This window comes from Actinospica robiniae DSM 44927 (assembly GCF_000504285.1).
Taxonomy (GTDB): Bacteria; Actinomycetota; Actinomycetes; order Streptomycetales; family Catenulisporaceae; genus Actinospica; species Actinospica robiniae.
This window is the reverse complement of the sequence record NZ_KI632511.1, coordinates 383,480-406,912: the sequence shown is the minus strand read 5'-3', so window position 1 is coordinate 406,912 and position 23,433 is coordinate 383,480. Positions and strand designations below refer to the sequence as shown.

The window sequence follows — 23,433 nt, the reverse complement described above, 5'->3', positions numbered from 1 at the left end:
CGGGGATGAACAGCGTGAGCATGGAGATCGAGCTCGACCCGCCGCACGGCGCCACCGGATACCCCCTCGGCATGCCGGCCGGGGAACTGGTGCCGGACGCGGTCGCACGCGGTCGAGTGGTGATCTCGGGGCCGGGGCTCGCCGGCGTGCTCGAGCACATGAAGGTGGATCTGACGGTCTATCTGGAACGCTCCTCCTTCGCCACGGTCTTCGCGCTCGAGGACGGGCGGACGCTCACCTGGCTGGACATCCACGCGCCGCGGCCCCTGCCGGGCGCGGATGCTGACGCGGAGTCAGCCGAGCCAGAGGAACTGCGGGTGACCTGGCGCGGAATCGACGTGTTCCGGACCCCGGCCTTGGAGCTGCTCCGGCAGATCGAGGCCCAGGGCTATGCTGTGGACCGGTCCGACGAGCCGGAGCGCTACACCGTTGCGGCCCTGCCGTTGCGCTTCACCCGCACCTCCGGCCGAGACCAGGTCCCGCGCGACCGCGACGGCGAGCCGCTCTACATGCAGGCGGTGCTGCTGGCCGGGGCAGGGTACTTCGATGAACTGCCGGACATCGACTTCGACGCGCTCGAGCCCAAGCCGCTCGAGTACAGCTTCGTGATCAACCCGGGAGACGGAGCGGAGGACTTCCCCCTCGGGGCCGGGATCGACGAGCTGATCGCCGCCGCGACGCCGCTCGGCCACGTGCGTATCGACGACCCCGGGCAGCGGCGCCCGGACCTGTACACGAAGGTGTTCCTGACGCGCCAGAGCTTCAGCACGATCCTCGCCTGCGAGGACGGGGAGACGCTCACCGCCGCGGAGTTCTGGATCCCCGAGGAGCGCGGCGGAGACCGGATCACCGTCGAACTGCTGGGCGTCGACGTCTTCCGCACGCCCGCTGTGGAGGTGCTCGACCGGCTCACCGGCCTCGGCCACCGACTCGATGACACGGACCCCGACTACCCGCGCTTCCCTGGGCTGGGCATCGGCTTCACGCGTACCCGCGGCCATGCGGTACCCATGGCCGCCGACGGCCGCACCGCGTACATGCAGGCGATCCTCACCGCGCCCGCGGACTACTACGACGCCCCGCTCCCCGCCTCCGATCTCGAAGGCGGGGAGCCCTGGTGCTCCCGCCTGACCCGCCCGGCGTAGGACGCCCCGGCCGCTTCGCATGCTCGGAGTATTCCTGTGTGCCCGGCGGCTGGAGATCGACCCGGCGACCAAGACGCTGCCGCCGAGCCGGTGCTCTCGGCATGGCGGTATCACCGAATCCATCCGTGTCACAGAACTGAATCAGAACCCAGTTCGACGCGGCCGGGAAACCGTATACAGAGCCGATTAACGGTGGTACCGGAAGCACCAGTCGGCGGGACGAGCGCGGTCAGACGTGCAGGTTGAAGCCAGAGGCAGCGATGGCGAACGACTCGTCGAGGATGTCGAGCAGCTCGTCGCCGGAGTCCTCGGGGTTCCAGCGCGCCAGGGCGGCCTGGGCGACTGCGTGGGCGGCGCTGGCGACGACGCGGGGGTAGAGGTCGTCGGGCTGCCGGCCGGTGCGGCGGGCGATGCCTTCGGCCATCAGGTCGCGGGTGCGGCGCGTGCTGGCGAAGGCGACCTGGACGAGCTGGGGGTGGCGGCGCACCAGCTGCTGGCGCTCGCGCCAGGTGGGGTGGCCCAGCGAGTTCACGATGCCCGCGCGTACGGCCTGGTGGATCACCTCGAGCGGGTGCTCCCCCTCGGGGCGGGCGGCGATGCGCTCCGGCAGCGAACGGCCGGAGCCCTCCTCGTCCCGGTCCAGGACGGCGTCGTCCTTGGAGTCGAAGTAGTTGAAGAACGTGCGCCGGGAGACGTTGGCCGCCTCGCAGATGTCGCTGATCGTCACCGCGTCCGGGCCGCGCTCCACGTAAAGGCGCAGGGCAGCGCGGTGCAGGGCGTCCCGGGTCTCCTGCTTCTTGCGCTCCCGGATGCCGCCGGGGGCCGCCGGGTGCGCGGGCGCCGCGTTCTCGCTGCTCATGGGCTGAATGCTACACCGAGGGCATCTTTTCACCAAGGCAATTTTGCACTGATGCAAAAAATCTTCTACCCTGGAGGTACGCGAGGCGTGGGGGCGCCGAGCGGCGCGGCTCCGCCCCGGCTCACGCGCAGCGGACGATCGACGGGAGAACAGCAGCGTGGTGTCGAAATTGCTGAGCAGTGGCGGCCGGTGTCCCACCTGCCGGCCGTCCCGGCTCGTCGGCGTGCGCGACCGCGTTCAGGCCGGGGATCCGGCCCTGGCCCGGCTCCGGTCGGGCTGGCGGATGCTGATGGTCTTCCCCGCCACGCTGGCGGCCGGCTACGCGATGGCCCGGGCGATGGGCCAGCCGGGCCTGATCGGGCTGACCTTCGGCGGCATGCTCGGCCTGATCTGCGGTTTGAGCATCGCCGGGCCCAAGCCTGGCAAGGTCGCGCTGCGCTGCGTCTGGGGCGTGCCCGCGATGCTGCTCGCGATGTTCTGCGCGATCGAGATCCACCCCTACCGAGTCCCCGGCCTGATCGCCGGAGCCCTGGCTCTGGGCGTGCAGCTCGCGCTCACAAGCCCCAGACTCGCCGAGTTCTGGCGCGACAGCGGCACCCTGTTCTTCTCCGGATTCCTCGGCGGCCTGCTGGCCCCGATGCCGGTGGAGCAGCTCAAGTACATAGCCCCGATCACCGGGGTGGCCGGTGTCGCGGCCGGAGGCATACAGGCGATCGCTTGCCGCACCCGCCCGGCGAGCGGATTCGAGAACATCGAGCGCGGCTATCTCTTCCGCGTACGCACCGTCGTCCAGCTTGCCAGGCAGCTCGTCGCCGACAGCGGCACTAAGAACCTCGCACGCAAGACCCTCAAGCTGAACGCTGCGATGGTCCGGCTCAACGAGTCCGCCATGCTGGTCGACGGCTACCTGCCCGCCTCCGGGCTGCAAGGCTCCGCAGTCACCCACCGCCACAACGTGGTCTTCGACACCGAGCGCGCCGCGCACGGCCTCGGCCGCGTCGTCGCACAGCTGTCCAGCGCCCCGATCCCGCCCGACGTCCGTCCGCTGCTGATTGCGGCCCTCTCAGGCCTCGACCACGCCGGCACCGGGTACGGCGCGATCAATCACGCCGTCGCGGTCCCGAGCGGGGCGGGCGAACTGCTCGCCTGGCTGATGCGGCACGAGGACGACTCGCAGGACACCGCATACCAGCTGCTCGTCACCCGGCTCTACCGGTTCACCGCGACCCTCGGCGACCTGCATCGCGCCGCGAGCGCATGGACCACCGAGACCGCGGACGAGCCGGAGCAGAACGCCGCGACGTCCACGGACTCCTTCACCCCGTCGATCAGCCTCGTCCGCGGCCGCCTCCCCGGCACCCACCTGCTCACCGGCCGCGCTCTGGCCGCGAGCGACGTGCGCGATTCATGGGGCTTCCTGGGCAAGATCGGCTCGCAGACGCGCATCGTCATCCAGGCTCTGATATCCCTGGCCATCGCCGTCCCGCTCGGGGACCTGATCAGCGGCCAGCGCTACTACTGGGCGATGATCGGCGTGATGATCATGCTGACGGGCACCAACTCCCCGCACGAGCGCGTCCGCAAGACCATCGCGCGCGTCCTGGGCACCGCCGTCGGCTGCACCCTCGGCGTCGTCGTCTGCCACCTGCTCAAGGACAACCACCCCTGGGTCAGCCTCACTCTGATCTGCGCAGCCCTGACCGTCGGGGCCTACGCCGTCAGCACCTACTACTACATCTGGGGCGGCGCCCTCGGCTTCACCCTCATCCAGCTCTACGGCTGGAGCACCGGCTTCAAGGACTCCGTGATCCTGATCCGCGCGGGCGAGAACGGACTCGGCGGCGTCATCGCCACCCTCGTCGCGCTCATCGTCCTGCCCGTCGCCACGCGAACCCTGCTGCGGCGAGCGCAGGCGTCCCACCTGCGCGCCCTGTCGGGATTCGTCCGCGCGTCCGGCACCGTCTGGAGCGGCGACGCCGAGACCGCCGGCACCCGCGCCGAGGCGAGGGCCATCGACCAGGCCAACCACGAACTCCACGCCTTCACCCGCTCGCTTCTGCCCGTAGGCTCCGCCACCGATCGCGACCACGCGCGCGACGTCCGCGCCACCATGCAGCAGGCCGCCCACTTCGCCCGCGAGATGTCGGTCACCGGCGCCACGGCCGATCTGACGCCCGACCAGCGCGACCGGCTCTCGCACGTCACCAGCACCATGGCCGACTCACTCGAGGCCCTGGCGAACACCGTCTCCGAAGGGACGCGAAGCGCACAGGAGACTTGGGTGCGCAGCGGCGACGAACTCAGGAGTCTGCAAGCAGAACTGTCCGCAGCGGCGAGCGACTCAGAACTCCGATACGCCCTGTACTACCTCGGACACCTCGACGACCTGCTCGGCGACCTCGCCGGCCGCCTGGGCATGTCCGCGCACGGCACCGACCATCGCTCCGAGGCGCAACTGCTGGGCCGCGAGCTGTTCGCGCAGCACGCGCTGCGCGCCTCCGCCGCTCACTGAGTGGATCCGCGGCCGCGGTCAGTTGAGCCTCGTCACCGAGGGCCGCTCTCGATGAGGCGCCGCAGCGCGGGCAGCAAGACATCGAGGTCTTGTTCACCGCGGAAGGCGACAACGGTGGTGCCGGTGCCGCTCGCGGACTGTTCCTGTGCATTGGGGAAAAGCGTCAGCACTTCGCGCATGGCCTGATCGAGCTCGGCCACGGCGTCGGCGGTCTCGCCGCGCAGCCATCGGCGCAGCACGTGGTTGTGGGCCGCGACTACGGCCGCGGCCATCAGTTCGGCCCGCAGCGACGCCGACTGGGTCGGGTCGCCCATCCACTCCGCGATGAATTCGCGGAACAAGCGCTGATAGCGCGCGACGCTCGCGATCTCGCGGTCCCTCAGGGCGGCGACCGTGCTGGTCAACGTGTACCGCCGGCGGGCGAGGTCGCCCTCCTCGATGTAGTGCAGCAGCACCAGGCGCACCGCGTCCGACACGGCCACGAGAGCCGTGCTGTGGCTGGAGGTCGCCAGCCTGTCGCGGATCTGTTCGAGCAGCCGGTCGTGGTCGGGGAAGACGACCGCCTCCTTGGACCGGTAGTGCCGGAAGAACGTCGCGCGCCCCACCCCGGCCCGCGCGGCGATCTCGTCGACGGTCGTCTGCTCGTACCCGTGCTCGTCGAACAGGGCGAAGGCGGCCTCCATGAGGCGGATCCGTGCGGCTGGCTTGCTCATGACCAGACATCCTTCCCTGTTCCGGACCGGCGGAGGTGCTTGCCGCGCGCATTGAGACTCAGTATCGTTCACTCTAGACTCAGTCTCAAAGGAAGTCTCGCGCCGCCACGCGACGTCCGGGCGGGTACGTCCCACGACGCGTTCTGCTCCAAGCCCCTGTACGACATCTGCGTTACCACGGAGAACGGACGGGCAGTGAATATCGAAACGTCGCGGTCGGACCACGCCGGCCTGCACACCACGGCGGGCAAGCTCGAAGAGCTGCGGCGCCGCATCGACGAGGCTGCGCACGCCGGTTCACTCGCCGCCGTCGAGAAGCAGCACGCCAAGGGGAAACTCACTGCCCGAGAGCGGGTCGGACTGCTGCTGGACGAGGGGTCGTTCGTCGAGTTCGACGAGTTCGCCCGGCACCGCTCCACCAACTTCGGGCTGGAGGCGAGCCGCCCCTACGGCGACGGCGTCGTCACCGGCTACGGAACCGTGGACGATCGCCCGGTGGCCGTCTTCTCCCAGGACTTCACCGTCTTCGGCGGCGCTCTCGGCGAGGTCTACGGCCAGAAGATCCTCAAGGTCATGGACTTCGCCTTGAAGACCGGCTGCCCGGTCATCGGCATCAACGACTCCGGCGGCGCCCGCATCCAGGAGGGCGTCGCCTCGCTCGCGGCCTACGGCGAGATCTTCCGCCGCAACACCTATGCCTCCGGCGTCATCCCGCAGATAAGCCTGATCGTCGGGCCCTGCGCAGGCGGCGCCGTCTACTCCCCCGCGATCACCGACTTCACCGTCATGGTGGATCAGACCTCGCACATGTTCATCACCGGGCCGGACGTCATCAAGACCGTCACCGGGGAGGACGTGGGCTTCGAAGAGCTCGGCGGCGCGCGCACGCACAATACGGCCTCGGGCGTCGCCCACCACATGGCCGGCGACGAGCACGAGGCCATCGAGTACGTCAAGGGGCTGCTGTCCTACTTGCCGTCCAACAACCTGAGCGAGCCGCCGGCGTTCCCCGAGGAGGCGGATCCGACCGTCACCGACGAGGACCGCGAGCTGGACGCCCTCGTCCCCGACAGCGCGAACCAGCCGTACGACATGCATACGGTTATCGAGCACGTCCTGGACGAGGCCGAGTTCCTCGAGACGCAGCCGCTGTTCGCCCCCAACATCATCACCGGTTTCGGGCGGGTCGAGGGCCATCCCGTCGGCATCGTCGCGAACCAGCCGATGCAGTTCGCCGGCTGCCTCGACATCGACGCGAGCGAGAAGGCGGCCCGCTTCGTGCGCACCTGCGACGCCTTCAACCTCCCGGTCATCACGTTCGTCGACGTGCCGGGTTTCCTGCCCGGCGTCGGCCAGGAGCACACCGGCATCATCCGCCGCGGCGCGAAGTTGATATTCGCCTACGCCGAGGCCACCGTCCCGCTCATCACCGTGATCACCCGTAAGGCCTACGGCGGCGCCTACGACGTGATGGGCTCCAAGCATCTGGGCGCCGATCTCAACCTCGCTTGGCCCAGTGCGCAGATCGCAGTCATGGGCGCTCAAGGCGCGGTCAACGTCCTGCACCGCAGGACGCTCGCGGAAGCCGACGCGAACGGCGAGGCCGAAGCCGTCCGGGCGCGACTGATCCAAGAATACGAAGACACCCTGCTGAACCCGTACGTCGCAGCGGAACGCGGCTACGTCGACTCCGTGATCATGCCCTCCGACACCCGCTTCCACATCGTGCGGGGCCTACGCCATCTGCGCAATAAGCGGGAGTCTCTGCCCCCGAAGAAGCACGGCAACATCCCCCTGTGACCCGGCATCCACTGCGCAGGAGAGCGGACGATGATCATCAAGGTTCTGCGAGGCAACCCCACCGACGAAGAGCTTGCCGCGGCGCTCGTGGTGCTCCACACCCGTGCCGTATCGGCTTCCGTGAGCCCGGTAGCACCGGAGGCGGCCGAGTCGCTCGACGCGTGGGCGGACCGGCAGCGCGCCATGGCGCGTTTCAGCACGGCACGTCCGGGCCCCGGCGCGTGGCGCGCGACCTATTGGCCGCGCTGACCGGCCTTGCACGATAACTGCGAACGTTTTTGGGAGAGGGCATGCTGAGGAAAGTCCTGATCGCGAACCGGGGCGAGATCGCCGTGCGGGTCGCTCGGGCCTGTAAGGACGCCGGTATCGGCAGCGTCGCGGTGTACGCGGACCCGGACCGCGACGCGCTGCACGTACGGGTCGCGGACGAGGCCTACGCGCTCGGCGGGGCGACCTCGGGCGAGACCTACCTCGCCGTGGACAAGCTCCTGGACGTCGCCGCACGCGCGGGCGCCGACGCCGTGCACCCCGGCTACGGGTTCTTGTCCGAGAACGCCGAGTTCGCCCAAGCCGTCCTCGACGCCGGCCTGACCTGGATCGGCCCGCCCCCCGCCGCGATCCGCGCCCTCGGCGACAAGGTCGCGGCCCGCCACATCGCCCAACGCGCCGGCGCCCCCCTGGTCGCCGGCACCCCCGACCCGGTCGCCGACAGCCACGAGGTCACCGCGTTCGCCCAGCAGCACGGACTACCCGTCGCGATCAAAGCCGCGTTCGGCGGCGGCGGACGCGGCCTGAAAGTCGCCCGCACCCTCGAGGAGATCCCCGAACTGTTCGACTCCGCCGTACGCGAAGCCGTCGCCGCGTTCGGCCGCGGCGAATGCTTCGTCGAGCGCTACCTCGACCGCCCCCGCCACGTCGAGACCCAATGCCTCGCCGATACCCACGGCAACGTCGTCGTCATCTCCACCCGCGACTGCTCCCTGCAACGCCGCCACCAGAAACTCGTCGAAGAAGCCCCCGCCCCCTACCTCAGCCAAGCCCAGACCGACGAGCTCTACCGCGCCTCCAAAGCCATCCTCCAAGAAGCCGGCTACGTCGGCGCCGGCACCTGCGAATTCCTCGTCGGCCAGGACGGGACCATCTCCTTCCTCGAAGTCAACACCCGCCTACAGGTCGAACACCCCGTCAGCGAAGAAGTCGCCGGCATCGACCTGGTGCGCGAGATGTTCCGCATCGCCGACGGCGAACCCCTCGGCTACCACGACCCCGTCCTGCGCGGACACGCCATCGAGTTCCGCATCAACGGCGAAGACCCCGGCCGCGGCTTCCTACCCGCCCCCGGCACCGTCACCACCTACCGGCCCCCCACCGGACCCGGCGTCCGCCTGGACTCCGGCATCGAACAAGGCGCACAGATCGGCCAGAACTTCGACTCCCTGCTCGCCAAACTCATCATCACCGGCCGCACCCGCACCGAAGCACTCGAACGCTCCCGCCGCGCCCTGGCCGAATTCGAACTCGAGGGCATGGCCACCGCCCTCACCTTCCACCGCGCCGTCGTGCACGACCCCGCCTTCGCCCCCACCGACCCCGCCCAGCCCTTCACCGTCCACACCCGCTGGATCGAAACCGAGTTCGACAACACCATCCCCCCCTACCCAGGCCCCCTGGGCGAGCCCGCTGAGGAGACCGGACGCGAGACGGTCACCGTGGAGGTCGGCGGCAAACGCATCGAGGTCGTCCTGCCCGCAGGCCTCGGCCTAAATGCCGGCACCCCGACCGCCACCGGCGCGAAGAAAGCCGCCAAACGCGCCGGCACCGGCGCGAAGAAAACCGCCGCCACCGGCGACGCCCTGACCTCCCCCATGCAGGGCACCATCGTGAAAGTCGCCGTCGAAGAAGGCCGACAAGTCGAAGCCGGCGAACTGATCGTCGTCCTCGAGGCCATGAAGATGGAACAACCCCTCAACGCCCACAAAACAGGCACCATCGTCGGCCTGACCGCCGAAGTCGGCGCCACCGTCACCGCAGGCGCCACACTCTGCGAGATCAAAGACTGACCGATGAGACGCCATCAACCCGGCCCATCAGGGCCGGGTTGATCACCGGACGGTGCAGGCGCTCCGTGTCACGTCAGAGCGTCGGCAGCTCAACGCCGTCATCCGGGTACCGGCCGTGCTCCAGGCGGTAGACATACGCCCGCAGGTCGGCTTCCAGATCGCCGGACAGGTACGCGAGGAAGTCGCGGGCACCTTCGGCAGCTTCAACCTCATACCTATCCGCGCCCCAGCGGGTCCACTCCGCAAGCAGGGCCGTGACATGCTCCACGACCCGTCCTCGGTCATTCCACCAGGCCCGTACGGCCTCGGGTGTCCACCGCGAGTCCCCATCACAGTCGTAGCCGTCGAAGGGGTCATCCTGGGCCGCGGACAGCAGGCACTTGACCTCGGCCCGCGTCTTCGGCTGTCGGTAGACGAACTCCTGGTAGTGCTCACCGCCGTAAAGAACATGGCGCGGGGCGGCCAACCTGCCGGTCCAGCACGTGTCGGTCTCGCCTGTATAGAAGGGGCCAGGCACGTTCATCCAGTGCTTCACCGCCCACTTCCTGCCGTCGTTCGGCGCGAAGAAGTCCGGCGCGACACAGGCGATCGGGTCCCACGGTTCCGGTTCGTCAGTCACATCATGAAGGATCCCCTACGAGCATCAATGAGTGCGACCCATCTCCACCGCCGCCGGGACGGAGCGATCAGCCCACGCCGAGAGCCGCGCGCACCTCCGGGCTTTCGCGCAGGTCCGCGGCGACGGCCTCGTGGGTGATGCGGCCCTTGAGCATGACGTAGCCTCGGTCGACGTGAGAGAGCGCGAACAGCGCGTTCTGCTCGGTCAGCAAGATGCTCATTCCCCGCTCGCGCAACCGGTCGAGCCAGCGGCCGAGGTCGGCTACTACGGCCGGGGACAGGCCCTCGGTGGGCTCGTCGAGCAGGAGCAGCCGCGGGTTGCCGAGCAGGGCGCGCCCGAGCTTGAGCATCTGCTGCTCACCGCCGGAGAGGAAGCCGGCACGACGGTCGCTCAGCTCGGCCAGCTTGGGGAAGACCTCGATGACGTCCGGGATGGTCCAACGCTCGCCCCCGCCTTCCGGCACTCGCTGCCCGAGGGTGCGGGAGGCGAGTTCCAGGTTCTGGCCCACCGTCAGGGACCCGAAGACGCGGCGGCCGCTGGCGACGAACGCCACGCCGCCGCGGGCGATCCGGTGGGTCTTGGTACGGGTGATGTCGCGGCCGGCCAGGGTGATCCGGCCGCGGCGGGCCGGGGTGAGGCCGAGGACGGAACGCATAGTCGTGGTCTTGCCCGCGCCGTTGCGGCCGAGCAGCGCGACGGCTTCGCCCTCACCGACGGTCAGCCGCAGCCCTTGCAGGATGTGGCTCGCGCCGTAGTACGTGTCGATCGCGTCGATGTCCAGCATCACGGTTCGCTTCCCAGGTAGACGGCCATCACTTCGTCGTTGGCACGGACCTCGGCCGCCGGGCCGTGGGCGAGGACGCGGCCTTGGTGCATCACGGTGACCTCGTCGGAGATGGCGAAGACAGTGTCCATGTCGTGCTCGGAGAACAGCACGGTCAGTCCGCGCTCGCGGGCGAGGGCGGTGATCTGCGTGACGACGCGCTTGGTCTCGAACGGCGACATCCCCGCGGTCGGCTCGTCGAGCAGCAGCAGCCGGGGGCCGGTAGCCAGGGCTAGGGCGATCTCCAGGGCGCGCTGGTCGCCGTGCGAGAGTACGGCGCCCGGCCGGTCGAGGTGCGTCTCCAGGCCGAGGGCGGTGCAGATCTCAGTGGCCTCATTCCGTATGCGGGCCCTGACCCGTGCGCCGAGCAGCCGCGGTTGCCCGTCGCGCGCGAGCAGGGCGGCGCAGACCGACTCCGCCACGGTCAGGCGCGGGAAGATGCTCGTGGTCTGGAACGCCTTGGCCAGTCCGGCGCGGGTGACCGCGTGCGGCGGCCGTCCGGTCAGCGCGCGGCCCGCGAAGACCACGCTGCCCGCGGTCGGCTTGCGTTCCCCGGTGATCAGGGAGAACAGGGTGCTCTTGCCCGCTCCGTTCGGCCCGATCACCGAGTGGATCGCACCGGACGCGACGTCCAGGTCGACCCCGTCCACGGCGCGGAACCCGCCGAAGTCGCGGGTCAGGCCTCGGATGCTCAGCAATGCCTTGCTACTCATCATCGTCCTCCGATCGGCGCAGCCGTATCGCGCCGGCCAGGCCGTCCGGGCGCAGCATCACCACGAGCAGCAGGACCGCGCCGAGCACGAGCTGCCAGTCCGAGAAGCCGCGAACGAGCCAGTCGTGGCCGAACTGGTAGACGAACGCGCCGACGACGGGCCCTGAGAAGGTGTACATGCCGCCGATCACGCTCATGATCACCGCCTGGCCGGAGGTGGTCCAGTCGAAGAGCTCTGCGTTCGAGCCCTGGTTGTAGACCACGAACATCGCGCCGGCCAGCGAGCAGAAGGCCCCTGAGATCGTGAAAGCGAGCAGGTGCAACCGGTAGACGCTCGTGCCCAGCGCCTGGACCCGGGCGCGGTTCTCCCGGGATGCACGCAGCAGCAGCCCGAAGTTCGAGGCGTAGATCCAGCGCAGCAGCGCCAGGGCCGCGACCGCGATACCGAGCAGGGTCAGGTACCCGTCGACCGGGCTCTCCATCCAGGCCGGCACCACAGGCGCGAACACGCCGTTGGCGCCGCCGGTGAAGCCGGTGTTCTGTTCCACCAGCTGGTAGAACAGCTGCGAGAACGCGAGTGTGATCAGCGCGAAGTAGAGCGTGCGGGCCCGCAGAGCGGCCAGTCCGATCAGCGCGGCGGCCGCGGCGCCGAGGACGGGGGCGAGCGCGAAGCCTTCCCAGAAGCCCAGGTGCGCGTGCTCCCATCCGAGCGTGACGGTGTAGGCGCCGAGGCCGAAGAACACGCCCTGGCCGAAGGAGACGAGTCCGGCCTGCCCGATCAGCAGGTTCGCCGCGACCGCGAAGACCGCGAACGCGCTGATCTCCTCGAGGGTGAGGATCGTGGTGAGGTTCGCTATGTAGGGGGCGGCCGCCAGCAGCCCCAGGATGACGACGAGGGCCGCCGAGAGGATCAGGGTACGTGGTCGCATGCGCCGGGAGGCCCCGGGATGTTCCGCCGCGGCCGTGGGCGACGTCTCTTCGAGTGCTGTCATGCGCGGTTCCAGCGCTCCTGTCGGTCGGTTCATCGGTCCGGGGTGCCGAACAGCCCCCAGGGGCGCACGGCGAGGACGAGGATCATCACGAGGTAGGGTGCGCTCGAGGCGTAAGAGGGGGTCCACAGCGTGCCGAGGCCCTCCACCGTCGCAATCGCCAGTGCGCCGAGGGCCGCGCCGAGCACCGAGCCGAGGCCGCCGACCACCGTGACGATGAACGCGGCGACGATGATCTCGGTGTCGAGCCCGGGGCCGACCGATTCGAGCGGCGCGATGGCCGCTCCGGCGAGGCCGGCCAGGCCCGCGCCGAGCGCGAACACGCCGGTGCGCAGCAGCGGCAGGTTCGTGCCGCCCACGGCGAGGGACTCGGGGTCCTCCACGGCCGCGCGCACGCGCCAGCCGGTCGGCGTGCGCGAGAGCAGCAGCCATAGGCCCAGCGCGACGAGCGCGGCGATGCCCACGACGATGAGGTCGTATACGGGTACTGTCGCGCCCGCCACGTGGAAGCCGCCGGAGACCGGTGCGGTCACGGTGCGGTCGGAGCTGCCCCACACCCGCTGGCCGAGGTCGGCGAAGACCAGCACGAGGGCGAAGGTCGCGAGCAGCTGCGCGAGCGGTTCACGCTGGTGCAGTCGCCGCAGGATGCCGATCTCGACACCGGCGCCGAGCACGGCTGCGACGGCGACCGCGGCGACGAGCGCGAGCGTGAAGCCCGCAGCGCCGTCGAACTTCGCAGCAAGCGAGGCGGTGACCAGCGCCCCGATCATGAAGAGGCTGCCGTGGGCCATGTTGATCAGCCGCAAGGCCCCGAAGACGAGGGTCAGGCCGGCCGAGACGACGAACAGCATGGCGGCGTTCGTCAGGATACTGACGGCTTCAGTGACGAAGGTGTCCATGTCTGGATATGTGACTCCAACGGGATGCGGCCCCCGGCCCCGCGGCGGCGCGCCGGGCCGGGGGCGGGGCGGGCTACGACTTCTGCAGGGCCTGCATCTGAGCGCAGGTGTAGTCGATCTGGTCGAAGGGCGCCGCAAACGCCGAGCTGTCCCACAGGTGCGTCGGGTCGCTCGAGGAGCCCGACTGCCCCGCGACGGTCCCGACGTACTCGGGCAGTTCCGTCTGGTGGTCGCAGGCGCGGATCTGCTGGTCGCCGAGGATCGTGGGCACCGAGGCGCCCGAGAGCGCTGCGGAGACCGCATCACCGGAGAACGAGCCGGACTTCTGCACCGCCCAAGCCCACTGCTGGACCGCGGCGTAACCGAGGATCGCCCACTCGCTCGGCGCGGACCCGTACTTGGCGCGGAACTCGGACACGAAGCTCTGCATCGCAGAATCCGTGTACGTCCAGTACGGTGCGCGGTCGAAGCCGATCGCGCCGGTCGGGGCGGCCGAGCCGAGGGACTGCAGGACCGAGTAGTCGTACATCGCGATCACCTTCGTCTTGGCGAACAGCCCGTACGACCGGGCCTGCTTGGTGAAGGCGACCAGATCGCCGCCGAACTGCGCGTTGAACACGTACTGCGGGGACGCGGACTCGATCGCGGCGAGGTAGGAGTTGATGTCGGTGGCCCCGAGCGGCGGGAACTCCTGCTTCACGAGCGTGTAGTTGACCTTCTCGGCCTTCAGGGCCTGAATGAAGGCGGAGACGGTGTCCTGGCCGAAGCTGTAGTTCGGCGCGAAGGTCGCGATGGTGATCGTCTTGCCCGACACCTGCTGCGCGAGGTACGCGGCGGCGGCCCGCGGCTCCATCACCGTGTTCGGCACGTCCTGGAAGACGTACTTGCTGTACGTGGTCGTGGTCAGGCCGATGTCGTTGGAGGTGTGGAAGAACATCGGGATCTTCTGCGCGTTGGTCACCTGCTCCTCCGCGGCCGCCACGGAGCTTGCGACCGGGCCGAAGACCGCCACGGCGTGGTCGGCGCCGAGCATGGTGCGCACGTTGGAGACGCCGGTGGCGGGCGTCGCCGCGTCGTCCGCGCTGACCACCTTGATCTGCTTGCCCAGCAGGCCGCCCTTGGCGTCGAGGTCGGCCGCGGCGAGTTGCACGCCCTGCAGGCCGGTCTGGCCGAGCGAGGCGATCGAGCCGCTGAGCGTCGTCGACTCCCCGATCGTGACCGTGCCGCCGGATCCCCCGCCGCCCGTCCCGGCGCTCGCCGCGGAACTCGCGCACGCCCCGGCCGAACAGCACAGCACCAGCGCCGCCGCCGTCCCGACCCATCTGCCGATCTTCGCCATCGAAGCCTCGTCTCCTCGTCTCCTCGTCGGTCCCCGCAGTTCTCGGGATAGCGCGAAACGCTATGACCTGCTGAAGGATCCGGGCATGGAGGCATCACCCACAATGCGGGGCACGACGATGGCGAGATCACCAACATCCACGCGCGCGGCCTGCATCTTCGAGCCGCGGACGGTCACTCGCGGAGGCCGGGTGTGGCATCCTTGGGCGCACCGTCGATCAGCAAGGGATCCGTGATGGCTCAGCTCTCTGACTCACCCTCCGCGTTCCGGCGCTCCGCACTCAGCGCGGACGAGAAGGTCCGGGCCGAGGCGAACTTCACCCCGTACGTCGCCCAGGCGCTCGTGGCCGAGGGACGGTTCGAGGTGACAGCCGACAGCCTCGAGTTGGTGGAGCTGTTCCAGAACGTCGCCCGCAGGGTGGGCGAACTGCTTCGGCGGCCCGTGGTCGCCTATGCGAACGGCGAGGTGGTCGTGATCACTTTCGACCCGGACCGGCAGGATCCGGCCGCTCTGGAGCGGCTGAGCCTATAGCCAGCGAAATGCCCCGGATTCGTCGTCTTGCGCGCCCTCCGTGTCTTCCTGGACGGGCTTCGGGTTCGTCGAGTCGCTAGGCTGCGCGAAAGCCGATTTCCGCGGCATCATCAGGAAAAGGCTGGCAAGCCCACCGACGGCCCAGCCCGCGATGCCGAGGGTCATGGACCCAGGGCTGTGAACACGCCGAAGGAGACCGCCCCGGCGCTCGCGATGATCGCGGCGGTGCGCTTCCAGCTGCCCTGCCGCGCCGCTTGGCGGAAGTACCCGCGAGGCCGCCAGCACTGGGCCATACCGAGCACCGAGACGGCGATGAACGCGAGAGCGAACGGCAGCGGAAGCTCGGGCCCGCGCGGCACGGAGAAATGCCCGCGCAAGATCTGCACCACACCCACGACCGTCACGATCGGACCGGCGACTGCGAAAGGGATGCCGATCAGTCGGTTCAGCCTCGCCCGCCTGGCAAGCTCATCCGGGCGCTGCCGTATCCACTTCCACGGCGGAATACGCCGCAACCAAGCTGACGACTCGTACGCGTCCCGAGTGAACCCGTCGAGGAACCCCCGGAAGTTGGTGACCAGCCCCAACCCGATGACGGACGCGAAAAGCCCCCAGACCAGCAGGAACAGGCCCGGCGCCGCCTCATGGGCGGCCGTGCCGGACGCCACCATCGTCTTCACTGGACTCCCCACCCGAAATGTGACACATGCAAAGCAAAGCAATGACAGTGAACAGCCGTTGAGAACCACTGCGCAAGTGGTCGCACCCGACCGGCCGGCGGCCGCGGATCCGGGTCGCGCCTAGCGATCGTCAAGGCGTATATTCGCCTCGACGCAAAGGGGAGACTGTGGCGGGGCGGGGGAATCAGGGTAAAGGCACCGTGGCGACGGTCGGCATGCTTGTGCTGTCGCTCACGGGGCTGGGGCTGATGATCATGATGGCGGCAAGCTTCTCCGGCGACCGTGCAACCGCCGAACGATTCTCCGCGGCCCCGCCCTGTGCCGCGTCCCGCGCACCTGCAACGGCGACGGCGACGGCGACGGCGACCGAAGACTGCCTGAGCTGGCGAACGATACGCGTGGTCAGTGTCTCCACCGGCAGCGGCGCGACACATGTCCAACTCCAGGACGTATCGGAGTTGGACTATACGGCCGAACCGGATGGAATCGCGCGGTTAGCAGCAGGCGAAGACGTGCAGGTGCTCTTCTGGCGCGGCAATGCGCAAGGCATCAAGGCGCCGGGCGGCCCGATCGCCTTCGCCGACGACACCGCCGCGACACGCCCCACCGAGGACGTCGGCTTTCTGCTGTTAGGGCTCTGCCTTCTCCTGTTCGGGGCGGTGTTGCCCGCCGGCGCATTGCTGGCCCGCCGCGGTGCGGATCACTCAAGGGTTGTTTCGACACAGTGCTCTGCGGCCGCGCTCGGCCTCGTCGCGCTCGCCGAGGCTGCCGGAGTTCTGTCCGACGGCGCTTCCGGAGCCGTGACCGCGTTCGAAGTGGTCGCAGGGTTCTCGCTCTTCATCGCCCTGCTCGTAGCCTACGGACGCCTGCGCCGGCGTCGTTGACTGGTGCCTACAGCGTCGAGAGCGTACTCATCGCCTGCTGGTGCACGCCCGGTGCGGCGGCCAGGAAGGTGTCGCTGCTCGTGGTCCACGGCGCTCCGTGCGCGTCGGTGACCAGGCCGCCGGCTTCGGCGATGAGCAGCGCGCCCGGCAGCAGGTCGGCGCGGGCGCCGGCGAACTGCCAGAACACGTCCATGCTTCCGGCCGCGACGTTGAGCATGTGCAGGGACGCGGGCACGCCGGCGCGCACCACCATCGCAGCGTGCAGCATTGCGGCGATCGAGTCTCCGACCGTGCCCACTGTCTCAGGGCCCGAGCCCGGCGAAGCCTGGCTGGTGCCGACGACGGCCAGTCCGAGCTCGGTCTTCTCCGACACCCGCAGCGCCTCGCCGTCGCGGAACGCTCCGCCACCCGCCAGCGCGGTGTACATCGCGGCGAACAACGGCAGGTGCACGGCCGCGAGCACCGGTTCGTTGTCCCGCACGAGCGTCACGGTCACGCCCCATTCGGGCATGCCGTGCACATGGTTCATGTTGCCCTCGGCCGGGTCCACGACCCACCACTCCCCTGCCGGCAACGCGCCGCTCTCCAGCTCCTCCTCCACCCATCCGGCGCCGGGACGGATCTCAGCGAGCGCGGGCCGGAGGACGTCGAGTACCGCTTCGTCGTTGGCGTGCAGCGCGGACATCAGCTCGTCGAGGGAACTCGGGCGCGACGCGGGCACGTAGCGCTCCCGCAGCCGCTCGGCCGCTTGGCGGACGGCGGTGGTGGTGCCGGTGAGGATCTCGGCGTCTTCGGGCCGGGCGACGGTCGCGGGCATGGCCATGTCTCCTGTCATCGCAGGTCAGTCGGGTGCTTCGGGGTGATGGTCCGACATTAGGACGGCCCGCGATTAACTACAAGTGCATGCCGATCAAGTCTAGAGTTACTGAGATGCAACTGGATCTGAATCTGCTCGCCGCGTTGGACGCGTTGCTGGAGGAAGGGAGCGTGGGCGCCGCCGCCGACCGGATGCGCGTCACCGCGCCCGCGATGAGCCGCACGCTAGGCCGGATCCGCAGGGCGACCGGAGACCAGATCCTGGTCCGCACCGGCCGCACCATGATCCCGACCCCGTACGCCGAATCGGTCCGCGAGCACGTCCACGCCCTGGTCCAGCAGGCGCACGCGGTGCTCTCTCCGCCCCGCGAACTCGACCTCGCCGCGCTCGAACGCACCTTCACCCTCCGCTGGCAGGACACGCTCGTCGAACTGTGCGGCCCCCGCCTGCTCGCCGCCGTGCACGCCGAAGCTCCCGGCGTACGCCTGCGTTTCCTCGCCGAGAACGCCACGGACTCCCCCGAACTGCGCCGGGGCGAAGTCGATCTGGAATGCAACGCGACCGAACCCACCGCCCCCGACGTCCGCCACGTGCGCGTCGCCGACGGACGCCTCGTTTTCGCGGTGCGCGCCGGACACCCGCTCACCCGCGGCGAACTCACCCCCGCGCGCTACGCCACCGAGACCGACCACATCGTCGTCTCCCGCCGCGGACGCATGCAGGACCCCGTCGACAGCCTGCTCGCCACGCTGAACCTCGGGCGACGCGTCGTGGCCAGCGTCCCCGCCGCAGCCACGGCACTGCTGTTCGTGCGCCACAGCGAAGACGACCTCGCCGTCACCGTCCCGGAGCCCACCGCGCACATCGCAGCATCCGAATACGGGCTGGCCGTCCTCCCGCTCCCGGTCGCCCTACCGGCGATCCCGCTCCACCTCTCCTGGCACCAGCGCCACGACGACGACCGCGCCCACGCCTGGCTGCGCGCCAAGGCCCGCGAGGTGCTGGGCGAACTCGACGCCACCCGAACCTGACGCGGCGCCAGAAGGGACGCTGACGGCCTACGCCCAGCCGGCCGGAACCCTGCCCGCAGGGCCGGGCACCGGCTGGTCGGCGGGGTGGCTGAGCGGCGGCGCGAGTTCGGGGCCGGACGCATAGAGCTTGGATGTGCGGTAATTCCAGAACCAATCCTCGCCCGGCTCGAAGCTCTGGATCATCGAGTGCCCCGTGGAATTCGCATGAGCGGTGGCGTGCTTGCTCGGCGAGTCGTCACAACACCCGATGTGCCCGCACTGCGCGCAGCGCCGGAGATGGAGCCACCACCCACTTGTGGCGTCGCACTCGACGCATCCGGTGCCACTCGGCGGTACGGTCGGGTCGATTCCCTGTTCTGCATCCATGAGCACATCCCGTCGATTCCGCGGTCAGACGACCGCTGCGTTCTTCGGCCAGGTCATCCGGGCAGGTCTTCGGGCCGCTTGTCGGCCAGCTGCCCAGTCAGTACCCCGGTTGCCTGCCCCACCTCGATCAGGTATCCGTCCGGATCACGCATGTAGCACCGCAACTCCGCGCCGCGGTCGATCGGCGGAGTGAGGAACTGCGCCCCACGCTCGCTCCAGAGCTTGTAGCACGCCTGTATGTCTGCCACGCGCAGGTTCAAGAAGATCGACGTGGTGTCGTCGGGCTCATAGTCGGTGACGGTGATCCCCGGCTTGTCGGGTGTCGGCGGGCCGCCCGGGTTCATCAAGATCCACGAGTTGGCGAGCTTGACGATGCAGGGATTCTCGTCCAGCACGACAGTCCCGCCGAGCACCTTCGAGTAGAAGTCCCGGGAGCGCGCGACCTTGCGGACGGTGATGAAGAGCGTGACCAGGAAACCTTCCTCCGGCGCCGGAAGCTGGTCGTAGTCGATGTGGTTCGCGATCTCGGCCATGGGCGGGCGCCTCCCTCTCGATTTCGCTCACCTCCCACTCTCTCCCCGCCGCCGCCGGCTCGCCACCGCTCCCGACGGAAGGTCGCTCGGCGCGCTGAATCAGCTGCTCGACTCCGGTTATCGGAATGTGGAGCACCACACGCTGCTGCTCTCAGCTTGCGAAGTCCTCAAGGACTTGGTGCACCTTTTCCCGGATAGCGAGCGCCCGAGGTTCGCGAGCTTCGCAAAGGCCTGCCAGCGCATCGCCGGGCTGGACAAGCTCCGCCCGCAATGCGCGATCGCTGCCTCAAGCCTGTCCACGGCACTTTCGGTAAGCAGATTGAGAAACCGGGCCAACAGCGTTCCGAGACGTTCGTCAACATTCTGCTGTACTTGCCTGGCGCCCTCGGGCGCGAGGAAGCGGGCCGGGCGGGCGATGGCCCAGCCGGCCAGCACGTCGTCGCAGATGAGGAGGTAGGTGTCGGGCGCCAGCCTCGACCGGTACCGCTCGCCTCCGGGATCCGGCTCGGCGTCGTAGAGGCCGAACAGCCACTGGTCACGCGGGTCACACCACCGTACACGCGTCGGATCTCGTTGAAAGTCGTGCGGGTCCAGAAGCTCGAGCGATCCGACGGCGACCGGCGTGTGCACCCAAGCCTGCGGGAGATCGGAGCGTTCGGCGTTGACCTCGGGCAGGTTAAGCACCAGGCTCCACAGCGCGCCGCTGCCGGGCTCGAACCTCCAGCTCTCCGCGTCCTCTGCGGTGCCGCCAGGAGCGCGCGTACGAGAACCGGCCGTGGCGAGCGTCTTTCACAGAATACGGGCATGCCCTTGCCCAGGGCTCCGACAGGCATTGCAGACGCAGGCATGCGTCACGATGGAAAAGCTTGACGCAGCACTCATACAGGACGATATTGAGGGAGCTGCGCAAGTCGCGACTCAATCCCGTAAAGACACCCACATCGGCCCGGAGTTAATTGTTAGCGCTAACAATCTATCGGAACGGCTCTGCGCTGCGGAAATACCCACGACGGGTCCGAAGGAAGGAATCGGCACTATGCGAGCCATAGGACGACGCGAACTCCTGCGCGCCACGGCTGCGGCGGCGGCCACCACGGCGTTCGGCGGCAGCGTGTTGGGCGCCGCGCCCGGGGCGCAGGCCGCGGGGACGGCCGCAGGCCTCAGCCTGCCGGTCTACGTCGGCGCGGGCAGTACGGCACCGGTGCGGCCCTTCGCCCTGCAGGCCGTGCAGCTCGGCGCGAGTGTGTTCCAGGAGAAGCGCGACCGGATGAAGGCCTTCATCGCGGCCTTCGACGAGCGCCGGTTCCTGGTGCCGTTCAACCAGAACTGCGGTCGGCCCAACCCGGCCGGCGTCGCGGTCGTCGGCGGCTGGGAGGGCGGCACGCAGCTCACCGGCCACTGGACCGGCTACTACCTGAGCGCCCTCGCCCAGGCCTACTCCGACGCGGGCGAGCAGGTCTACCTGGACAAGATCAATTGGATGGTCGGCGAGCTCGCCGCGGTCCAGACCGCCATCACCGCCATGGCCTCCGGCCAGACCGGAGGCTCCTCGTCGGTCGGCCGCGTGGCCGGGAAGTTCGGCCAGGCGCTGCAACTGGGCGGCACGAGCACGGCCGAGTACGTGCAGCTTCCCGCGGCCGTGCTCTCCGGGCTCACCTCCTTCACCGTCGCCACCTGGATCAACCGGACGACGACGACAGGCCAGAACTGGGCGAGGGTCTTCGACTTCGGGTCCGGCACCTCGTCCTACATGTTCCTGACCGTCAGCGCCGGCGGCGGCGGAGCGCGCTTCGCCATCTCCACCGGCGGCTCAGGGGCCGAACAGCAGATCACTGCCGCCAGCCCCCTGCCGACCGGTTGGACGCACGTCGCGGTCACCCTCTCGGGCGGCACCGGCACGCTCTACGTGAACGGCACGTCGGTGGCCGTGAACAAGGCCGTCAAGCTGACTCCCGCGAGCCTGACCGGCACGAACAACCTCTGGATCGGCCGCTCCCAGTTCGGCGACCCGATGCTGCAGGCCGACGTCGACGAGTTCCAGATCTACAATCGGGCCCTGAGCCAGACGGAGATCCAGTCCCTGCTGACCTCCGCCGGCGGGAGCCCGGGCGGCGGGAACGTCGCCTGGTACCGGTTCGAGGAGGCCGGCGGCACCAATGTGGTCGACTCCTCCTCCCACCAACGCCCGGCCACCGTGGTGGCCGCGGCCGGGACCGGGACCGGCGCAACGGCGGCGTGGACACCGACCTACCCGGGCTACCTCGGCGCGATCCCCGACGACGTGGTCCTGCGGCTGGGGCCGCCGCGCTTCGCCACCTACGGCGGGGACACCGGCACCTGGGCCCCCTGGTACACCCAGCATTTCATCATGCAGGGCCTGATGGACTGCTACCTCCTGGCCGGCAACACGCAGGCGCTGCAGGTGGTCACGACGATGGCCGACTGGGCCAATCTCGCGCTGACTCAGGGTGACATCCACCAGCCGGGGTATCCGGGCCCGATCACCCGTGACGACCTGAACCTGATGTGGGACACCTACATCGCCGGCGAGTTCAACGCCGCGGCCGAGCCGATCGCCGAAGTCTACGCGATCACCGGCAACACGAAGTACCTGGACACGGCCAAGCTGCTGGAGAACCGGGAGTCGCTGTTCGGCGCCTGCGCCGCCAACGAGGACATCCTGACCGTCTCGACCGCGAACAACCCGGGGCCGCGCCGGCCGAACCGCCTGCACGCCAACCAGCACATCCCGAACAACCTCGGCTATCTGCGGATCTACGAGCAGACCGGTGAGGCGGAGTACCTGCAGGTGGCCCAGAACTTCTTCGGCATGGTCGTCCCGCACCGGATGTACGCAATTGGCGGCACCGGCGGCAGCTACCCGGGCTCGAACAGCAACAACGAGCAGTTTCAGAACCGGGACGACGTCGCCAACGCGATCACCCAGAGCGGTTCGGAGACGGAAGCCACCCACAGCCTGGTCCAGCTGGCCCGCAACCTGTTCTTCCACGTGCAGGACCCGGCGTACATCGACTACTACGAGCGCGCGGTGGTCAATCAGCTGCTCGGCTCCCGGATGGACTCCGACAGCACGAGCGACCCGCTGATCACCTACTTCCAGTCGCTCGCCCCGGGCGCGGCGAGGAGCTTCGGCAATCTCGGCACCGGCGACGGCGGCGCGGGCCTGGAAGACCAGACCAAGTATCAGGAACTCATCTACGCCCAGTCCGCCGACGCCTCGACCCTCTGGGTCAACCTGTACATCGCCTCGACCCTGGAGTGGTCGGCTCTCGGGCTCACGATCGTCCAGGCGACGGACTTCCCCCGCGGGGACACCTCGAGCCTGACCATCCAGGGGCAAGGCACCCTCGCGATCAACCTGCGCGTGCCGGCGTGGGCGAAGTCGGGATTCACCGTGCAGGTCAACGGAGTCAACCAGCAGGTCACTGCGACGCCGGGCAGCTACGTGACGCTGAACAGGACCTGGCACAACGGCGATCGGATCGACATCGCCATGCCGTTCAGCATCCGGATGGAGCGCGCGATCGACCAGCCCGAGATCCAGAGCGTCTTCTGGGGCCCGCTCCTGCTCGCGATTCTCGGCGACCCGGGCAACGGCCAGTACCGCCAGCTCACGCTGTATCAGAACCTGAAGCTGGACGGCGACTACACCCGCGCGGCGATCACCCCGGCCGCGGCCACCGCGGCGGGCGACCCGACGTTCGCCGCCGGCGGTCTCACCCTGCGCCCCTGGTACATCGGAGACACCCAGCCGCAGTCCGCCTACTTCCAGCGCGTCGAGCCGGAGATCGTCTTCGGCTCCATCGACTCGGGCGTCGCCAACAAGCGCCGCAACGATCATCTGCCGAATTACGACCTGCCCGTGACCGGGGTCACCTCGCCCGGCACCGACGGCCTCACCTTCCTCGACATCGTGTGGGACCAGGCGCCGTTCGCCAATCAGGCGGCCTTCGTCGCGGCCGTGACCCAGACCGCGACCAACTTCGTCACGCTGGGACTGTTCACCGCGCAGGAAAAGAGCAACGTGGTGTCGGCCGCAGGGCGTGCAAGCAGCCAGCTCGCGCCCTAGCGCGCACCGCACGAGGACGTTCGCCCCGCAT

General features: G+C 69.2%; 22 protein-coding genes. 9 read left to right on the top strand and 13 right to left on the bottom strand.

Translation table 11 applies throughout. The features are described from left to right. Positions 1-5 precede the first annotated feature (5 nt). Positions 6-1,145 carry a hypothetical protein gene (locus tag ACTRO_RS48505; RefSeq protein ID WP_211244042.1) on the top strand — a complete coding sequence of 380 codons (1,140 nt, stop codon included), beginning with the start codon at positions 6-8 and terminating at the stop codon, positions 1,143-1,145. Between the two features lie 229 nt (positions 1,146-1,374). On the opposite strand, the gene ACTRO_RS01675 is transcribed toward ACTRO_RS48505, so the two are convergent. After that, positions 1,375-2,004, bottom strand: coding sequence for a TetR/AcrR family transcriptional regulator (locus ACTRO_RS01675; protein WP_034260695.1), 630 nt, complete (start codon positions 2,002-2,004; stop codon positions 1,375-1,377). A 157-nt stretch (positions 2,005-2,161) separates the two neighbouring features. On the opposite strand from ACTRO_RS01675, the gene ACTRO_RS01670 reads away from it, so the two are divergent. After that, positions 2,162-4,516, top strand: coding sequence for an FUSC family protein (locus ACTRO_RS01670; RefSeq protein ID WP_034260693.1), 2,355 nt, complete (start codon positions 2,162-2,164; stop codon positions 4,514-4,516). Positions 4,517-4,548: 32 nt separating this feature from the next. Here the strand turns inward: ACTRO_RS01670 and ACTRO_RS01665 are convergent, their stop codons facing one another. Further along, positions 4,549-5,229, bottom strand: coding sequence for a TetR/AcrR family transcriptional regulator (locus tag ACTRO_RS01665; RefSeq protein WP_034260691.1), 681 nt, complete (start codon positions 5,227-5,229; stop codon positions 4,549-4,551). A gap of 201 nt (positions 5,230-5,430) precedes the next feature. Here ACTRO_RS01665 and ACTRO_RS01660 point away from each other — a divergent pair, with 201 nt between their 5' ends. From ACTRO_RS01660 to ACTRO_RS01650, 3 genes are read left to right on the top strand one after another with little or no spacing between them, the layout of a single operon-like run. Then, positions 5,431-7,029 (top strand): carboxyl transferase domain-containing protein, encoded by a 1,599-nt coding sequence (locus tag ACTRO_RS01660; protein ID WP_034272551.1) that lies wholly within the window; start codon positions 5,431-5,433, stop codon positions 7,027-7,029. Positions 7,030-7,059: 30 nt separating this feature from the next. Then, complete coding sequence (locus ACTRO_RS01655) at positions 7,060-7,278, top strand: acyl-CoA carboxylase subunit epsilon (RefSeq protein WP_034260689.1); 219 nt, start codon at positions 7,060-7,062, stop codon at positions 7,276-7,278. 44 nt (positions 7,279-7,322) lie between these two features. Further along, the gene (locus ACTRO_RS01650; protein WP_034272548.1) at positions 7,323-9,089 is read left to right on the top strand and encodes an ATP-binding protein; all 1,767 of its coding nucleotides are present in this window, start codon (positions 7,323-7,325) and stop codon (positions 9,087-9,089) included. A 73-nt stretch (positions 9,090-9,162) separates the two neighbouring features. Here the strand turns inward: ACTRO_RS01650 and ACTRO_RS01645 are convergent, their stop codons facing one another. The 6 genes from ACTRO_RS01645 to ACTRO_RS01620 form a co-directional block, all read right to left on the bottom strand. Continuing rightward, entirely contained in the window at positions 9,163-9,708 is a 546-nt protein-coding gene (locus tag ACTRO_RS01645; protein ID WP_034260687.1) for a hypothetical protein, read from the bottom strand. 67 nt (positions 9,709-9,775) lie between these two features. Then, positions 9,776-10,492, bottom strand: a complete 717-nt coding sequence (locus ACTRO_RS01640) for an ABC transporter ATP-binding protein (protein ID WP_034260686.1) — start codon at positions 10,490-10,492, stop codon at positions 9,776-9,778. Next, positions 10,492-11,247 (bottom strand): ABC transporter ATP-binding protein, encoded by a 756-nt coding sequence (locus ACTRO_RS01635; protein ID WP_084315880.1) that lies wholly within the window; start codon positions 11,245-11,247, stop codon positions 10,492-10,494. Before ACTRO_RS01635 ends, ACTRO_RS01640 begins: the two co-directional genes overlap by 1 nt. Beyond that, the gene (locus ACTRO_RS01630; RefSeq protein ID WP_169739790.1) at positions 11,237-12,235 is read right to left on the bottom strand and encodes a branched-chain amino acid ABC transporter permease; all 999 of its coding nucleotides are present in this window, start codon (positions 12,233-12,235) and stop codon (positions 11,237-11,239) included. Before ACTRO_RS01630 ends, ACTRO_RS01635 begins: the two co-directional genes overlap by 11 nt. Positions 12,236-12,264: 29 nt before the next feature. After that, a complete protein-coding gene (locus ACTRO_RS01625; protein ID WP_034260682.1) occupies positions 12,265-13,131 on the bottom strand; it encodes a branched-chain amino acid ABC transporter permease in 867 nt (288 codons plus the stop codon). 73 nt (positions 13,132-13,204) lie between these two features. After that, the gene (locus ACTRO_RS01620; RefSeq protein ID WP_034260680.1) at positions 13,205-14,470 is read right to left on the bottom strand and encodes an ABC transporter substrate-binding protein; all 1,266 of its coding nucleotides are present in this window, start codon (positions 14,468-14,470) and stop codon (positions 13,205-13,207) included. A gap of 234 nt (positions 14,471-14,704) precedes the next feature. On the opposite strand from ACTRO_RS01620, the gene ACTRO_RS01615 reads away from it, so the two are divergent. Then, positions 14,705-15,001, top strand: a complete 297-nt coding sequence (locus ACTRO_RS01615) for a hypothetical protein (RefSeq protein WP_034260678.1) — start codon at positions 14,705-14,707, stop codon at positions 14,999-15,001. A gap of 161 nt (positions 15,002-15,162) precedes the next feature. Here the strand turns inward: ACTRO_RS01615 and ACTRO_RS01610 are convergent, their stop codons facing one another. Further along, the gene (locus tag ACTRO_RS01610; protein WP_157435641.1) at positions 15,163-15,681 is read right to left on the bottom strand and encodes a hypothetical protein; all 519 of its coding nucleotides are present in this window, start codon (positions 15,679-15,681) and stop codon (positions 15,163-15,165) included. 200 nt (positions 15,682-15,881) lie between these two features. Here ACTRO_RS01610 and ACTRO_RS46640 point away from each other — a divergent pair, with 200 nt between their 5' ends. Then, positions 15,882-16,565, top strand: coding sequence for a hypothetical protein (locus tag ACTRO_RS46640; protein WP_157435640.1), 684 nt, complete (start codon positions 15,882-15,884; stop codon positions 16,563-16,565). A 7-nt stretch (positions 16,566-16,572) separates the two neighbouring features. Here ACTRO_RS46640 and ACTRO_RS01595 read toward each other — a convergent pair whose 3' ends face one another. Then, positions 16,573-17,382 carry an inositol monophosphatase family protein gene (locus tag ACTRO_RS01595; RefSeq protein ID WP_034272542.1) on the bottom strand — a complete coding sequence of 270 codons (810 nt, stop codon included), beginning with the start codon at positions 17,380-17,382 and terminating at the stop codon, positions 16,573-16,575. 113 nt (positions 17,383-17,495) lie between these two features. On the opposite strand from ACTRO_RS01595, the gene ACTRO_RS01590 reads away from it, so the two are divergent. Then, positions 17,496-18,413: a LysR family transcriptional regulator gene (locus ACTRO_RS01590; RefSeq protein WP_034260670.1), complete on the top strand. Its 918-nt coding sequence runs from the start codon at positions 17,496-17,498 to the stop codon at positions 18,411-18,413. A 27-nt stretch (positions 18,414-18,440) separates the two neighbouring features. On the opposite strand, the gene ACTRO_RS50185 is transcribed toward ACTRO_RS01590, so the two are convergent. From ACTRO_RS50185 to ACTRO_RS01575, 3 genes are all read right to left on the bottom strand, one after another. Then, positions 18,441-18,779 carry a UBP-type zinc finger domain-containing protein gene (locus tag ACTRO_RS50185; RefSeq protein ID WP_034260668.1) on the bottom strand — a complete coding sequence of 113 codons (339 nt, stop codon included), beginning with the start codon at positions 18,777-18,779 and terminating at the stop codon, positions 18,441-18,443. Positions 18,780-18,832: 53 nt separating this feature from the next. Further along, on the bottom strand, positions 18,833-19,312 hold the full coding sequence (locus ACTRO_RS01580) for a VOC family protein (RefSeq protein WP_034260666.1): 480 nt from the start codon (positions 19,310-19,312) through the stop codon (positions 18,833-18,835). Between the two features lie 117 nt (positions 19,313-19,429). Next, on the bottom strand, positions 19,430-19,996 hold the full coding sequence (locus tag ACTRO_RS01575; protein WP_034260664.1) for a hypothetical protein: 567 nt from the start codon (positions 19,994-19,996) through the stop codon (positions 19,430-19,432). A gap of 352 nt (positions 19,997-20,348) precedes the next feature. On the opposite strand from ACTRO_RS01575, the gene ACTRO_RS01570 reads away from it, so the two are divergent. Next, positions 20,349-23,402 (top strand): beta-L-arabinofuranosidase domain-containing protein, encoded by a 3,054-nt coding sequence (locus tag ACTRO_RS01570; RefSeq protein ID WP_034272539.1) that lies wholly within the window; start codon positions 20,349-20,351, stop codon positions 23,400-23,402. Positions 23,403-23,433 lie beyond the last annotated feature (31 nt).